At 38.4% G+C, this 14,634-nt stretch carries 15 protein-coding genes; 14 read left to right on the top strand and 1 reads right to left on the bottom strand.

Annotated elements, in window-relative coordinates; all coding sequences use genetic code 11:
• The first annotated feature begins 41 nt into the window (after positions 1-41).
• The 14 genes from IEV41_RS14375 (at position 42) to murC (ending at position 13,960) form a co-directional block, all read left to right on the top strand.
• Positions 42-1,115: a M42 family metallopeptidase gene (locus tag IEV41_RS14375; protein ID WP_188389188.1), complete on the top strand. Its 1,074-nt coding sequence runs from the start codon at positions 42-44 to the stop codon at positions 1,113-1,115.
• A 66-nt stretch (positions 1,116-1,181) separates the two neighbouring features.
• Positions 1,182-1,703: a DUF84 family protein gene (locus IEV41_RS14370; RefSeq protein ID WP_188389187.1), complete on the top strand. Its 522-nt coding sequence runs from the start codon at positions 1,182-1,184 to the stop codon at positions 1,701-1,703.
• Position 1,704: 1 nt separating this feature from the next.
• Positions 1,705-2,718 carry a PTS sugar transporter subunit IIC gene (locus tag IEV41_RS14365; RefSeq protein ID WP_188389186.1) on the top strand — a complete coding sequence of 338 codons (1,014 nt, stop codon included), beginning with the start codon at positions 1,705-1,707 and terminating at the stop codon, positions 2,716-2,718.
• 5 nt (positions 2,719-2,723) lie between these two features.
• Complete coding sequence (locus tag IEV41_RS14360; RefSeq protein ID WP_188389185.1) at positions 2,724-3,041, top strand: thioredoxin family protein; 318 nt, start codon at positions 2,724-2,726, stop codon at positions 3,039-3,041.
• 90 nt (positions 3,042-3,131) lie between these two features.
• Complete coding sequence (locus tag IEV41_RS14355; RefSeq protein ID WP_188389184.1) at positions 3,132-3,935, top strand: DUF1444 domain-containing protein; 804 nt, start codon at positions 3,132-3,134, stop codon at positions 3,933-3,935.
• The gene (ytpR, locus tag IEV41_RS14350; protein ID WP_229722252.1) at positions 3,932-4,546 is read left to right on the top strand and encodes a YtpR family tRNA-binding protein; all 615 of its coding nucleotides are present in this window, start codon (positions 3,932-3,934) and stop codon (positions 4,544-4,546) included. Before IEV41_RS14355 ends, ytpR begins: the two co-directional genes overlap by 4 nt.
• 268 nt (positions 4,547-4,814) lie before the next feature.
• Positions 4,815-5,402: a TasA family protein gene (locus IEV41_RS14345; RefSeq protein WP_188389182.1), complete on the top strand. Its 588-nt coding sequence runs from the start codon at positions 4,815-4,817 to the stop codon at positions 5,400-5,402.
• 177 nt (positions 5,403-5,579) lie between these two features.
• On the top strand, positions 5,580-6,440 hold the full coding sequence (locus IEV41_RS14340) for a DUF4047 domain-containing protein (RefSeq protein WP_188389181.1): 861 nt from the start codon (positions 5,580-5,582) through the stop codon (positions 6,438-6,440).
• 18 nt (positions 6,441-6,458) lie between these two features.
• Positions 6,459-7,034: a signal peptidase I SipW gene (sipW, locus tag IEV41_RS14335; RefSeq protein ID WP_188389180.1), complete on the top strand. Its 576-nt coding sequence runs from the start codon at positions 6,459-6,461 to the stop codon at positions 7,032-7,034.
• 73 nt (positions 7,035-7,107) lie between these two features.
• Positions 7,108-7,716 carry a CalY family protein gene (locus IEV41_RS14330; RefSeq protein ID WP_188389179.1) on the top strand — a complete coding sequence of 203 codons (609 nt, stop codon included), beginning with the start codon at positions 7,108-7,110 and terminating at the stop codon, positions 7,714-7,716.
• A gap of 66 nt (positions 7,717-7,782) precedes the next feature.
• Positions 7,783-8,505 (top strand): hypothetical protein, encoded by a 723-nt coding sequence (locus tag IEV41_RS14325; RefSeq protein ID WP_188389178.1) that lies wholly within the window; start codon positions 7,783-7,785, stop codon positions 8,503-8,505.
• A 170-nt stretch (positions 8,506-8,675) separates the two neighbouring features.
• Positions 8,676-11,282: a DNA translocase FtsK gene (locus IEV41_RS14320; RefSeq protein ID WP_229722251.1), complete on the top strand. Its 2,607-nt coding sequence runs from the start codon at positions 8,676-8,678 to the stop codon at positions 11,280-11,282.
• Between the two features lie 66 nt (positions 11,283-11,348).
• Positions 11,349-12,458, top strand: coding sequence for a nicotinate phosphoribosyltransferase (locus IEV41_RS14315; protein WP_188389291.1), 1,110 nt, complete (start codon positions 11,349-11,351; stop codon positions 12,456-12,458).
• A gap of 203 nt (positions 12,459-12,661) precedes the next feature.
• On the top strand, positions 12,662-13,960 hold the full coding sequence (murC, locus tag IEV41_RS14310; RefSeq protein ID WP_188389177.1) for a UDP-N-acetylmuramate--L-alanine ligase: 1,299 nt from the start codon (positions 12,662-12,664) through the stop codon (positions 13,958-13,960).
• Positions 13,961-14,000: 40 nt separating this feature from the next.
• On the opposite strand, the gene IEV41_RS14305 is transcribed toward murC, so the two are convergent.
• Positions 14,001-14,633 carry a response regulator transcription factor gene (locus IEV41_RS14305; RefSeq protein WP_188389176.1) on the bottom strand — a complete coding sequence of 211 codons (633 nt, stop codon included), beginning with the start codon at positions 14,631-14,633 and terminating at the stop codon, positions 14,001-14,003.
• Position 14,634: the final 1 nt, after the last annotated feature.

Below are 14,634 nucleotides of genomic sequence, written 5' to 3'. Positions count from 1 at the left end.
TCATGTGTTTCATAATCATGCATTGAAAGAAGGGTTATCAGATGAATACAGAAACGTTGCAGTTGTTTAAATTTTTAACAGAGTTACAAGGTGCTCCTGGATTCGAACATGAAGTACGTCGCTTTATGAGAAAAGAAATGGAGCCATACGTGGATGAAATCATCCAAGATGGATTAGGTAGTATTTTCGGTGTGAAAAAAGGTGACGAAAATGGCCCGCGTATCATGGTTGCAGGTCACATGGATGAAGTAGGATTCATGGTAACTGGTATTACAAAAAACGGCATGCTTCGTTTTCAACCACTAGGTGGGTGGTGGAGTCAAGTTCTACTTGCGCAACGTGTTCAAGTGATGACGGATAATGGTCCTGTTATTGGGGTAATCGGTTCAATTCCACCACATTTATTAGCGGATGAACAACGTGCGAGACCAATGGATATTAAGAATATGTTAATTGATATTGGGGCGGATGATGAAGAAGACGCAAAACGAATTGGCATACGTCCAGGACAACAAATCGTACCAATTTGTCCATTTACGCCAATGGCAAATGAAAAGAAAATTCTTGCGAAAGCATGGGATAACCGTTATGGCTGTGGTTTAGCGCTTGAATTATTGAAAGAGTTAAAAGATGAAAAGTTACCGAACATGTTATTCTCTGGTGCAACGGTACAAGAAGAAGTAGGCTTACGAGGAGCGAAGACAGCTTCGAACATGATTAAGCCAGATGTTTTCTTTGCGTTAGATGCAAGTCCAGCAAATGATATGTCTGGTTCAACAACAGAATTCGGTCAATTAGGAAAAGGTGCATTGCTCCGTATTTTAGATCGTACGATGGTAACACATCGTGGAATGAGAGAGTATATTCTAGATACAGCAGAAACACACAACATTCCATATCAATATTTCGTATCAGCGGGTGGAACAGATGCAGGTAGCGTACACGTATCAAGAAACGGTGTACCATCAGCAGTAATTGGTATTTGTTCACGATATATTCATACGCATGCATCTATTGTTCATGTCGATGATTATGCTGCAGCGAAAGAATTGATTGTGAAACTAGTGAAAACATTAGATCATTCAACGTTAGCAACAATTAAGTCAAATACATAATGATCAGGGGCGAGCGAGAAGCGCATATCTTGCTCGCCTTTCGTATGAGAGATAGGAGGAAAGAAGATGAAAGTTAGTATTGGTTCAACAAATAAAGCAAAAGTTGCAGCGGTAGAAGGAGCCTTTACGGGCTATAAGGTTACTTTTTCATGTATAGAGGTGTCTTCACAGGTGTCGCCACAACCTTTTTCTGATGATGAAACGATGCGAGGTGCAATTAATCGCGCTCATAATGTGTTAGTAGCGGAAGGGGCAGATGTTGGTATTGGTTTAGAAGGTGGTGTTGTAGAAACACCGCAAGGATTGTTTTTATGTAATTGGGGGGCATTAACGGATGGAGAGGTAACAGTTGTTGCTGGTGGTGCACGGATTCAATTACCAGAAGAATTAGAAATCCCATTGTTAAATGGAATAGAGCTTGGTCCGCTTATGGAACAATATAGTAAGCGAGATAATGTTCGTCAAGGGGAAGGCGCTATTGGTATTTTAACGAATGGACATATTAACCGAAAAGAAATGTTTACGCATATTACTAAAATGTTAATCGGACAATATGAGTACAAACGTCAGAGAGGAATAACGGAATAACATGAGAGAATTTTTTAATCGAAAAGGCGTCTCCCTATCGCCAAGAGAATATTTTATTACGGCATTAAGTTTTATGGCTTTAGGATTATTTTCGACTTTAATTATTGGACTTATTTTAAAAACAATTGGTCAGCAAGTAGGTATCACTCATTTTGTAACAATGGGCGAAGTAAGTATGTCTTTAATGGGAGCCGGTATTGGGGTAGCAGTTGCATATGGATTAAAAGCACCGCCACTTGTTTTGTTTGCGGCATTATTCAGTGGAACATTTGGTGCGACGCTTGGTGGTCCAGCTGGAAGTTTCGTTGCAACAGTCGTTGCGGTTGAGTGCGGAAAATTAGTAAGTAAAGAAACAAAAGTAGATATTATTGTGACTCCGTTTGTGACGGTAGCTGTTGGATATGGCATAGCGTTATTAATTGGATCACCAATTCAAACAGGATTAACTGGATTTGGTGGGATGGTGATGTGGGCGACGGAACAACAGCCGTTTGTCATGGGGATTGTTGTTGCTGTACTGATGGGATTAGCGTTAACGGCACCAATCTCAAGTGCTGCAATTGCATTAATGCTTGATTTGAACGGTGTAGCAGCTGGTGCAGCGACAGTTGGGTGTTGTGCGCAAATGATAGGATTTGCTGTGAGTAGTTACCGCGAAAATAAATTTGGTGGTTTCGTTGCGATTGGAATTGGAACATCGATGCTGCAAGTACCAAATATTATTAAAAACCCACTTATTTTAATTCCTCCAACAGTAGCAGGAGCAATTCTTGGCCCTATTAGTACAATGGTCTTTATGATGGAAAATAACGCAGCCGGAGCAGGGATGGGAACGAGTGGATTTGTTGGTCAAATTATGACCGTAACGACAATGGGATTCTCTTCATCCACTATTCTTCTCATTTTTAGTATGCATATTATTGCACCAGCTATCATTAGTTTGGTATTATCAGAGTGGATGCGAAAGCGTGGTTTCATCAAGCAAGGTGATATGAAAATAGAGATGGGGGCGTAGTACATATGCAAAAAATAGAAAGTATTGAACAATTCCAGGCGTTAAAGCAAGAAGAAAATGTGGTCTTTATGTTCTCAGCAGAGTGGTGCGGAGATTGCCGCTTTATCGATCCATTCTTACCGGAAATCATGGAAGAGAATAGCGACTTCTCATTCTACTATGTAGACCGTGATAAGTTCATCGATTTATGCATCGAAAGTGATATTTTCGGTATTCCAAGCTTTGTTGCGTTTAACAAAGGAGAAGAAACAGGAAGATTCGTGAACAAAGACCGCAAAACGAAAGAACAAATTAACGAATTTGTTGCGACTGTTCGAAAGTAATGACAAGGCCTTATCAACTTTGATAGGGCCTTTTTCTATGGTACAATAGAAACATATGTTACCCTTTGAATAAGGGAGGGAGTTGTTAAAATGAAAATGACAAGCTTGCAAATGAGAGATATTTTGCAAAATCGTCTCCAACGTGCAGAGTGGCACACTAGTTTCAATCGAGAGAAAGACACGTTACGTGTTGAACATATAGAAACAAAAAAAGGTATTACGATTTCACTTCCAGGTGTTATCGCGAAATGGCAACAAAAGAAAGACGATGCAATTGATGAAGTGGTGTACTACGTGGAAGAGGCATTACGTGCTATGCATATGAATAGTACAGAGTGGAAAGAAAATAAAGTATTCCCGGTTATTCGTTCGACGTCATTCCCGTTACAAAACGAGAAAGGTGTGGATTTCGTTGTGGAGGAGCATACAGCGGAAACACGCATTTATTATGTACTAGACTTAGGAAAGACGTATCGCCTACTTGATAAGGATTTCTTACAAGAAGTTGGTGTAGAAGAGAAGCACGTAAAGGAAATTGCGGCATTTAATGTTCGCTCGTTACCTGTAAAGGAAAAGCGTGATGAAGTAGCTGGCAACATTTATTATTTCTTCCGTGCCAATGACGGATACGATGCGAGTCGTATTTTGGATGAATCGTTACTTGAGAGCTACCGTACGAAAGTCGAAGGTGATATGGTTGTTGCGGTTCCGCATCAAGATGTATTAATTATTGCTGACATTCGAAATGACATGGGGTATGATATTATTGCTCAAATGACGATGCAATTCTTCTCGAATGGACTTGTACCAATTACATCGTTATCGTTCTTATATGAAGAGAAAGAATTAGAACCTATTTTTGTATTAGGGAAGAACCGCCCGAAGAAAGGATGAATAGAATGAACGTATTTTATAATAAAGAAGGAATTGGCGATACACTAATTATTACATTAAAAGATGGTGACATTGAACAACGCACATTTGAGAAAAAAGGTGACGTTGCAAAAATCATGAACAAGGAAACGAATGAAGTAGCTGGATATAACATTTTCAATGCATCTACATACGTAACAGTGGAAGAGACAGGCTTTGTAACATTAACAGAAGAGTTCGTTGCAACATTAAATAACGTATTAGCGAAAAATGGTTTTGAAGATGTATTAGAAGTAGACTTATCGCCTAAATTCGTTGTTGGATTCGTAGCAGAGAAAGAAAAACATCCAAACGCAGATAAGTTAAATGTATGCCAAGTCAACGTTGGTGAAGAAGTATTACAAATCGTATGCGGTGCACCAAACGTAGAGCAAGGACAAAAAGTTGTCGTAGCAAAAGTTGGCGCGGTAATGCCAAGCGGTTTAATTATTAAAGACGCAGAGTTACGTGGTATTGCCTCTTCTGGTATGATCTGTTCAGCACGTGAATTAGCGCTACCAGATGCACCACAAGAAAAAGGTATTCTTGTCTTAGAAGATTCGTATGAAGTAGGACAAGCATTTTTTGAATAAGTGAAGAAGAAAAAGAGCTATTTTACTGTCAGATATAGGCGGTAGGATAGCTTTTTTGTTACGATATGATGAATTTTCTGAAAGTTGTTTACTTTTGTCGAATCGTTCTCTATAATGAATTTAAGTGTTCTTTCGAAAGTTAAAGAAAGCGGATACATACCTAATTATACATTCGTATCTATATGTTAACTCACTAGAGAAATTACATCTACATAACCTTTAGGCAGTACTTATATTTATATAGAGATAATATTAGGGGGAAAAGAAGATGTCATGGAAGAAGAAGTTTGGTATGGGAGCTGTTAGTGCAGCACTTGGTTTATCATTAGTCGGTGGGGGAACATATGCTTATTTTAGCGACACAGAAGTGTCAAAAAACAACTTCACAGCAGGCACGTTGGATTTATCCCTTAATCCAGAAACAATCGTGAATATTGAAAATTTAAAGCCTGGAGACAAAGTGAAGAAAACATTTGATATCAAAAATGATGGATCATTACCAATTGATAAAGTGTTACTAGGGTCAAGTTATGAAGTAATGGATGCAAAAGGTGATAATGCTAAGGCAGACTTCGGTGAGCATATTCGTGTTAATTTCTTAAAAAATGTAGATGGAAAAGTAACAATTATAAAATCAAAAACATTAAAGGAATTGAATAACATTTCCGAAGACTTACTGAAAGAAAAGGGTTGGTTCCTTGTATATGATACGAACCTTAAAGTAGGTGCAAAAGATAAAATAGAAGTTGAATTTGAGTTCGTTGATAACAAGAAAAATCAAAACGTATTCCAAGGAGATTCTGTAGAGCTTAAATGGACGTTTAAAGCGACACAAACAGACGGAGAATCTAGATAAGTATGGAAAGAAAGGAAGAAGAGTTTTTCTTCTTTCTCCCGTAAATAGAATGTAGAAACCTGGCGTATTTTTTGTCGTAAAACAACTTGTGAATTATCTGCAAATTCTATTTACTTTTTGTATATCGTTCTCTATAATGAACTTAATTGTTCTTCAAAAGGGATGCGGGGTGGAGAGATGAGAAGAACTCGTAAAAGTAAAATGAAAAAAATGGAACGAAAGAAAAATCCAATACACACAAAGTTTGTCGTTGGTAGTTTATGTTGTTTAACACTTTATGTATCTGCACAAGTTGTAACACCAACAGAAGCGAAGTTTACCTCCACAAAACAAGTAGATGGTGTATTTACAACAGCATTTGTATTCCCTAAGACAATTAGTACGATGATTGATCAAGCGAAGGTATTACAAACAGAAATAGATAGTTATATTACAGCCGAATCATTCTCTACATTAGAGCAAGGAGAAAAAGTATTAGCTGCATTAGAATCAAAAAGGAATAGTTTTCTTTCTGCTCGTGAGGGATTAGACAATTTACTGAAAGAGATACAAACACATAGTAATGAAGCTGTAAATAGGGTACAAGTGATTTCCTTGCAGCTTTCTCTATATGACGAGGAAGACGTAAGAGCCGTTGCTATTAAAGAAAATTATGATAGAGCTTTGCAAGTGCAAGAATATGTTGAAGTAGGCTATACAGAGATATCCACAATTAATAGTAGTACAAAATTAATAAGTGATTTTGATAGTTTAGTAGCTAACTTAAAAGCTACTATACAACAAATGCGCGATGCGGAAGAAAAAGCTCGTTTAGAGAAATCAAAGAAAGAAGAAAAAGAGAAACAAGAAGCTGAAGAAGAGAAGGGAAAATCAGCACAAGCTGAAAAAGATAAAGCAGCACAAGAAAAGCAGGATAACAAAGATAAGCAAGAGCCGACAGAACAACCTGCAACACCTCCAACAATTAATCCAGCTCCAGTAGAAACGCCGAAAGAAGATACTTCACAAGAAGAACCTGTGGAGAAAACGAATAAATAAAGTGAAGGTGACGAGGACATGACAAAGAAAAAAATCTTGAAAATTGTTAGTAGTATTATGTCGACGTTATTATTTCTTCTTATGTTATCACTAGCAATCGTTGTAATTTCGTCTAAAGCAAGTGGAGGAAATCCAACCGTTATGGGGTATCAATTAAAAACCGTATTATCTGGATCCATGGAACCGACATTCCAAACAGGTTCAATTATTGCGATAAAACCTACTGAAGATGGTGGGAAATCATATAAAAAAGACGATGTTATCATTTTTAAAGAAGCTGATAACAAAATTGTGACACATAGAGTTGTAGAAGTGAAAGGTGAAGGTAACAATCTTTCGTACGTTACAAAGGGAGATAACAATGATGGACCAGATACAAATCCAGTCTTAGCGCAAAACGTTATTGGTCATTATACTGATTTTACCGTTCCGTATGTTGGTTACTTGTTAGACTATGCAAACTCAAAAATGGGAGCAGCATTATTATTAATCATCCCAGGTATTATTCTCCTCATTTATTCAGGTGTATCTATTTTTGGCGCAGTAAGGGAGCTTGAAGGAAAAGGGAAAAACGAAGATCCTAAGTCTGCCTAACATCGGTAGTAACTTTTATCTACTAGATAAAAGTTATACATAAATAAAAAATTATATTAGGGGGTAATGAAGCATGACATTAAAGAAAAAATTAGGCATGGGAGTTATGAGCGCTGCATTAGGTTTATCATTAGTTGGTGGAGGAACGTTTGCTTACTTTAACGATACAGCAGAAACAAACAATACATTTGCTGCTGGTACGTTAGATTTATCTGTTGACCCAGTTGAAATTGTAAATGTAGGAAACTTAAAACCTGGTGATACAATCTTTAGACCATTTGAAATCCGAAATGACGGTTCGTTAGATATTGACGATGTATTCTTAGCAACAGACTATAAAGTAACAGATGCAAAAGGTGATAATGCTGGAGCTGATTTCGGTGAGCATATTCGCGTAAACTTCTTATACAATGCGGATAAAGACAGTGTACCGGTATTCTCTAAAACATTAAAAGAGTTAAAAGAAGAGTACAGCAATGGTAAAGATACTAACGTTGTAATTTTCTGGGATGAGTTCTGGGATGAATTATTCAATGGTTATTTAGCAGCAGGTACACAAGATAATTTATATGTAGAGTTTGAGTTTGTAGATAACGGTCAAGAGCAAAACGTATTCCAAGGTGACTCTTTAGAGCTTAAATGGTCATTCACTGCTACTCAATTCGAAGGCGAAGAAAGATAAGAATAAACAAGAAGGTAGAGGGCTTTCCTCTACCTTTTTTGATAAATATGTAGAGAGGTGGAAGGTGTGAAAAAAAGAAAGGCAGTAATGCTGTTTCTCTCTATTTATTTAGTCGTAGCAAGTGTATTCGGTATTTTCTTTCAGGTGAATGAAGCAGGGGCGACGAAGTTGAATGTGGACCTTAATTTAAGTGGAGTAGATAAAGACGGAGTATTGTTTAAAGCAGAGAACTGGAAGCCAGGAGACTGGATGACACGGACGTTAAAGGTACAGAATAATGGTTCGGAAAATATACTGTATATGATGAAAATAGAAGATATCGTGGACGATAAGGGATTATTGAAGGAGTATAACCTGAAGATAAGTGACAGAAACGGCATTATATTTAATGAAAGAGTTACCACTTCAAAAGAGTTTCCTCTTCGTCCGTTGAAGCTAGGAGCTAGCGAAGATTTAACGTTCCGAGTTGATTTTATTGAATCAAACCAAAATCAAAATTATTTACAAAAGGCTGCTGGGGCAGTGAAGTTTGTCTTTTATGCGAAAGCAGACCTGACGAATCCTACAGATCCAACGACACCTCCGGACGGCAATAATGAACCTGATTCCGGGGGGAATAAACCGAAGCCAGACAAGGGGAAAGGATCGATGACGAACTTGCCAGCAACAGGCGAAGTAGAAACGTACCTTCCTTTTATTGGCGGTACCCTTATAACGGCAGCTTTTATATGGTTACTAGTATTATTACTTTATCGGAAATATAAGAATGAACCAGCAGAACAAGAATAGAAGAAAATCTGTGCCTTTATGCAAAAGAGCACAGATTTTTTTGTACAGGACATACGCCTTTGTAGGAAGAAACGTACATTTTCCGTTTTTTTATGACAAACACTCATATTTCTTGGTACAATATGAGGTAGTGTTTTGGTATTTTGCTTGTAGAGAGAGTGTGAATAATAGTGAAATGGTTTAAGAAGCTTTTTGAAAAAGAAGATGAGTATATAGAAGAAATAGAAAGAGTGATACCTGCAATGCAGGAGGAGCAAAGAGAGTCAGACTCGGATGTAGGGTATCTATATCCACAAGGGAAATTCCGTTTTCCGGTCATTCCTGATAGTCCAGTTACTACTAAGCAACCTACATATGAAGAAAAAAGAGAAAGAGTTCCGCTAAGTCAGTCGCAGACGCATCATGATGAACAAGAACCATTGCCAACACCGGTAGTTAAAAAGAAAGAGCCTATCCGACGAATGCAACCAAAGGAACCGGTCCAACAAGAGAACGTGAAGAAACGACCTTTTCGTCCATCGGAAATTCCATCGCCGATCTACGGATTCAATCGTCCAGCACAACCTTCCACCGTGCAGGAGAAAGAGGAACAAAGAGAGTTAGTAACTCCATCTGTTCATGAGCATGAGTATCGTCCATTAGGACAACGTGATCCTGCTGTTCCTCCGAAGAAAGAAATACATCAAGAACGAGTAGCCCCACCTATGAGAAAGGACTGTTCACCAGTACAAAATGAGCAAGTTGTTCATTCGGAGATGGAAGCGAATCAGGAACAAGTAATGCCTTTCACGAGTGAGCCTGAAGTTCTTCAAATACAACAACGTGAACAAATTCTTTCTGAGGAGAGAGAAGAATATCCAGAGCTAGTAACACAAGCCATAGATGAGCCTAGTCATTCTTCTAAAGAAGATGAGAGTGTTGGCTTAGAGAACGAAGAAGATTCTTGTACATATGATATAGAAGTAATTGATGAATCAATGGAAGTTAGAGAGGCGAATGTACCTACTAAAGAAGAAAACGTAACAGAAGAAATACAAGTGTCGTATTCTGAACTTGCTGACGATGAAGACGAGAGAGAATGGGACTCACCACATGTTTCTGAACGGGTAATAGAATTGATAGAAGAAGAGGAAGATACAGAAGAGATTATGGTGACAGAACCACTTCGTCCACTTGTATCGAATCAATTACAGCAACCACCTTCTCGTGAGAATATGCAACGAGAAGAACAAACGCAGGTAGAACAATCAGTTCAGCGCGAACAAGAACAACCAAGAAAGCGTGTTGTACCATATAACGTGATGATGCGTAAGGAAGATCGTGAACGTAATGTCCAACGACCAGTGGAAACAAAACCAAAACCTACGTATGAATTTCCATCGTTATCGTTATTAAATATTCCTCCGCATTCACAAGGGAACGATGAAGAATGGATTAAAGAACAAGCAGAACTGTTACATACTGCCTTACAGAACTTCAATGTTGGAGCAAAAGTTGTTCATTATACACAAGGGCCTGCAGTAACACGTTTTGAAGTGCAACCAGATCCAGGTGTAAAAGTGAACAAAATCACGAACTTAACAGATGATATTAAATTAAATTTAGCTGCGAAAGATATTCGTATTGAAGCGCCGATTCCTGGTAAGAACACAGTAGGAATTGAAGTGCCAAATCGTACGAGTAAGCCAGTAATGTTACGGGAGATTTTACGTACACCTGCTTTCACGAAAGATGAGTCGCCAGTTCCCGTTGCGTTAGGTTTAGATATTTCAGGGAAACCGATTGTGACGGATGTGAAGAAAATGCCACACGGGTTAATTGCAGGTGCAACAGGTTCAGGGAAGAGTGTATGTATTAATGCCATTTTGTTAAGTATCTTATACAAAGCGCAACCGCATGAAGTGAAATTAATGTTAATTGATCCGAAAATGGTAGAGTTGGCGCCGTATAATAATATCCCACATCTTGTATCACCAGTTATTACCGATGTCAAAGCAGCCACAGCTGCGTTAAAATGGGCAGTGGAAGAAATGGAGCGTCGTTACGAAATGTTTGCGCATGCAGGTGTTCGCGATTTAACGCGCTTTAATGAATTGGCGAAGAAGCATGGTGGTCAAGGAGAGCCGCTTCCTTATTTAGTTATTGTAATTGATGAATTAGCGGACTTAATGATGGTAGCACCAGGAGATGTAGAGGAGTCGATTTGTCGTATTGCACAGAAGGCACGTGCTTGTGGTATCCATTTATTATTAGCGACACAACGCCCTTCTGTTGATGTTATTACGGGTTTAATTAAGGCAAATATTCCAACACGTTTAGCATTTACGGTGTCTTCGCAAATTGATTCACGTACAATTATTGATACGAATGGTGCGGATAAATTATTAGGTCGTGGAGATATGTTATTCTTAGAAAATGGTTCATCGAAGCCAGTTCGTGTACAAGGTGTATACGTATCGGATGAAGAGATTGAGCGTGTTGTTTCACATGTGAAGAAACAAATGGGGCCAAATTACTTATTCAAACAAGAAGATTTAGTGCTGAAGGCAACAACAAGTGACGTGGACGATGACTTGTTCTATGAAGCGTGTGAATTTGTAATCGAGCAGGGCGGTGCATCTGCTTCTAGCTTGCAGAGGAAGTTCCGAATTGGATACAATCGTGCAGCACGCTTAGTGGACATGATGGAAGCACAAGGAATTATTTCGGAAGCAAGAGGTAGTAAGCCACGAGAAGTATTAATTACAGAAGATGAATTAACAGATATGAATGTTTAAAACTTCATTACATCATACTAAAAGAAAAAATATAGAGAAGAAAGAGTCTGACGGGGAGTTTACATGATGAAAGAATTTGATTTGAAATTGCAAGGAAAACTTGAACGATTAACGAATGACACATTCAAGTTCGATAAACGAATTGGGGAAGGTTGGTTTTCAGCTGTTTATTTTCTAAAAACACGTGAAATTATTCGCGCGACGAAGCCGGATTCAATTGTAACAATGCAATTTTTCCAAAAAGACAATGCAGTGTTGTGTGGAACAGACGAAGTCATTGCATTATTGCAAACATTTGCCGATAATCCAGAAAAGTTAGAAGTGCATTCGTTACGTGATGGAGACCGTATTAAACCATTTGAGACAGTACTAACAATTAAAGGTCGCTATGTTGATTTCGGTTATTTAGAAGGTGTTATTGATGGGATTTTAGCGCGCCGTACATCTGTTGCAACGAATGTGTATAATGTGATGAAGGCAGCGAAGACATCTGGTGTACAAAAGCCAGTTATTTTCATGGGAGACCGCGATGACCATTATACAACGCAAGCAGGAGATGGCTATGCAGCGTATATTGGTGGTTCAACTGCGCAAGCAACACATGCGATGAATGAATGGTGGGGCAAGCGAGGAATGGGTACAATGCCGCATGCATTGATTCAAATGTTCAACGGTGATGTTGTAGAAGCGGCAAAGGCTTATCATGCAAGCTTCCCAGAAGATGATTTAACGGTGTTAATTGATTATAATAATGACGTTATTACAGATGCATTGAAGGTTGCTCGTGAGTTTGGAACAATATTAAAAGGTGTACGTGTTGATACATCACGTACAATGATTGATAAACATTTCATTCGTCATCCAGAATTATTAGGTACGTTCGATCCACGCGGGGCGAATCCAACCCTTATTTGTGCACTTCGTGAGGCGCTGGATAAAGAAGGATTTAATCATGTGAAGATTGTCGTGAGCGGTGGTTTTACGAAAGAACGTATTAAAGAATTTGAAGCGAATAATGTGCCTGTTGATATTTATGGGGTTGGTGGTAGCCTCTTGAAGGTAGCGATTGGATTCACAGGTGATAACGTTGAATTGAACGGTGATGCTGAAGCGAAAGCCGGTCGAAAACTGCGACCAAATACCCGCTTAGAGAAAGTGAACATGGCAGGAAATTAAGTAAATAAAAGACATGCAATCTAGGAAGGAGAACAAGCATTATTTAACTCCTTCCTTTTATATTTTTCGTGGTTTTACCGAAAGAAAAGTGCTATAATAGGCTGGATATATTCAAAGAGAAGCGAAGAATAATTCCCAAACATAATATAGTGCTCATATAATGAGATATAATATAGAGGTTAAAGAATGTTGGAGGTCTGTATATGACGGTTTACCATTTTGTAGGGATTAAAGGGGCTGGAATGAGTCCTTTAGCACAAATACTTCATGATATGGGGTATAAAGTACAAGGGTCGGATGTTGAAAAGTATTTCTTCACAGAAAATGAATTGAAAAAACGTGGCATTAATATACATCCTTTTGGAAAAGAAAATATTGAACAGGGTCAAACAATTGTAGCAGGAAATGCCTTCCCTGATACACATGAAGAATTAGAGGTGGCGAAAGAGTTAGCAATACCAGTTTATCGCTATCATCATTTCTTAGGCGATTTAATGAATCAATTTATTAGTGTTGCGGTAACGGGTGCCCACGGAAAAACATCGACAACAGGTTTGTTATCACACGTTATTCAAGGCGCACACCCAACTTCTTATTTAATTGGAGATGGTACAGGTAGAGGTGTAGAGAACGGAAAATATTTCGTGTTTGAAGCATGTGAATATCGTCGTCATTTCTTAGCGTACCACCCAGATTATGCAATTATGACAAATATTGATTTCGATCATCCAGACTATTTCAAAAATATTGATGATGTTATAAGTGCATTCCAAGAGATGGCATTGCAAGTGAAGAAAGGTATCATTGCATGTGGTGATGATGAGCATCTTCAAGGTATTCAAGCGAAGGTACCAGTAATGTTCTATGGATTCGGTGCGGATAATGATTTCCAAGCGCGTAATGTTAAGAAGACAACAGAAGGTACGACGTTTGATGTATTTGTCCGTAATAACTATTACTCAACATTTACGATTACAGGATATGGCGATCACAGTATTTTAAATGCTTTATCCGTTATTGCGCTATGTCATTATGAAAATATTGATGCAGAAATTATTGCGAAGCAATTAGAAACATTTGCCGGTGTACAACGTCGCTTCAACCAGAAAGAAGTTGGAAAGCAAGTATTAATTGACGACTATGCGCACCATCCAACGGAAATTAATGTAACGATTGATGCAGCGCGTCAAAAGTTCCCGGAACGTGAGCTTGTTGCAGTATTCCAACCACATACGTTCTCTCGTACCGAGAAGTTCTTGAATGAATTTGCAGATGCCTTGCAAAAAGCAGATAAAGTGTATTTATGTGATATCTTTGGATCTGCTCGTGAAAGTGTAGGAACATTAACAATTAAGGACTTACAAGAGCGTATTGACGGTGCAGAATTAATTACAGAAGAAACAATTGATATCTTAAAGAAACATGACGAAAGTGTGCTTATTTTCATGGGTGCGGGGGACATTACGAAGTTTCAACGTGCATATGAAGAAATCGCGAAATAAAGTAGAAGACTCCCTTTATCGATGATAAAAGGAGTCTTTTTTAGTTGGTTAGTTCGTGGCGAAAAGCGTAAATAACAGCCTGAGTGCGGTCACTTACATCTAATTTGCTTAAAATATTGCTGACGTGTGTTTTGACTGTTTTCAGTGCGATAAATAATTCATCTGCAATTTCTTGGTTCGATTTTCCTTCTGTCATAAGTAGCAAAATTTCTAGTTCACGTTCGGTTAATTCTTCATGTGGAAGGGTTGTGTTTTTGTTTCGCATCATATTCATCATTTTACCTGTTACTTTCGGTTCAAGAACAGATTCTCCGTTGTACGTGGCACGGATTGCATCGGCAATATCGCTTGCACGAGAAGTCTTTAATAAATAACTTGTCGCACCTGCTTCAATGACAGGATATAATTTTTCATCATCCAAGAAGCTTGTTACAACGATGATTTTTGCGCTAGGCCATTGCTTCATAATCTCTTTCGTTGCTTCAATCCCGTCTATTCCGTCCATGACAAGGTCCATCAAAATAATATCAGGTCGCAGGGAAAGAGCAAGTTCGATCCCTTTTTCGCCATTTTCAGCCTCTCCAACGACAGTCATATCTGTCTGTAACGATAAGTATGTGGAGACGCCCATCCGCACCATTTCGTGATCATCAATAAGTAGAACAGATATCATC

This window comes from Priestia taiwanensis, from assembly GCF_014638355.1.
Taxonomy (GTDB): Bacteria; Bacillota; Bacilli; order Bacillales; family Bacillaceae_G; genus Priestia_D; species Priestia_D taiwanensis.
Note: the sequence above shows the minus strand (reverse complement) of the source record. Positions and strands in the feature narration are given on the sequence as shown.

Coding starts and splice junctions, on each gene's coding strand:
- IEV41_RS14375 (WP_188389188.1), top strand. CDS start 42: ATGAATACAGAAACGTTGCAGTTGTTTAAATTTTTAACAGAGTTACAA.
- IEV41_RS14370 (WP_188389187.1), top strand. CDS start 1,182: ATGAAAGTTAGTATTGGTTCAACAAATAAAGCAAAAGTTGCAGCGGTA.
- IEV41_RS14365 (WP_188389186.1), top strand. CDS start 1,705: ATGAGAGAATTTTTTAATCGAAAAGGCGTCTCCCTATCGCCAAGAGAA.
- IEV41_RS14360 (WP_188389185.1), top strand. CDS start 2,724: ATGCAAAAAATAGAAAGTATTGAACAATTCCAGGCGTTAAAGCAAGAA.
- IEV41_RS14355 (WP_188389184.1), top strand. CDS start 3,132: ATGAAAATGACAAGCTTGCAAATGAGAGATATTTTGCAAAATCGTCTC.
- ytpR (WP_229722252.1), top strand. CDS start 3,932: ATGAATAGAATGAACGTATTTTATAATAAAGAAGGAATTGGCGATACA.
- IEV41_RS14345 (WP_188389182.1), top strand. CDS start 4,815: ATGTCATGGAAGAAGAAGTTTGGTATGGGAGCTGTTAGTGCAGCACTT.
- IEV41_RS14340 (WP_188389181.1), top strand. CDS start 5,580: ATGAGAAGAACTCGTAAAAGTAAAATGAAAAAAATGGAACGAAAGAAA.
- sipW (WP_188389180.1), top strand. CDS start 6,459: ATGACAAAGAAAAAAATCTTGAAAATTGTTAGTAGTATTATGTCGACG.
- IEV41_RS14330 (WP_188389179.1), top strand. CDS start 7,108: ATGACATTAAAGAAAAAATTAGGCATGGGAGTTATGAGCGCTGCATTA.
- IEV41_RS14315 (WP_188389291.1), top strand. CDS start 11,349: ATGAAAGAATTTGATTTGAAATTGCAAGGAAAACTTGAACGATTAACG.
- murC (WP_188389177.1), top strand. CDS start 12,662: ATGACGGTTTACCATTTTGTAGGGATTAAAGGGGCTGGAATGAGTCCT.
- IEV41_RS14305 (WP_188389176.1), bottom strand. CDS start 14,633: ATGATATCTGTTCTACTTATTGATGATCACGAAATGGTGCGGATGGGC.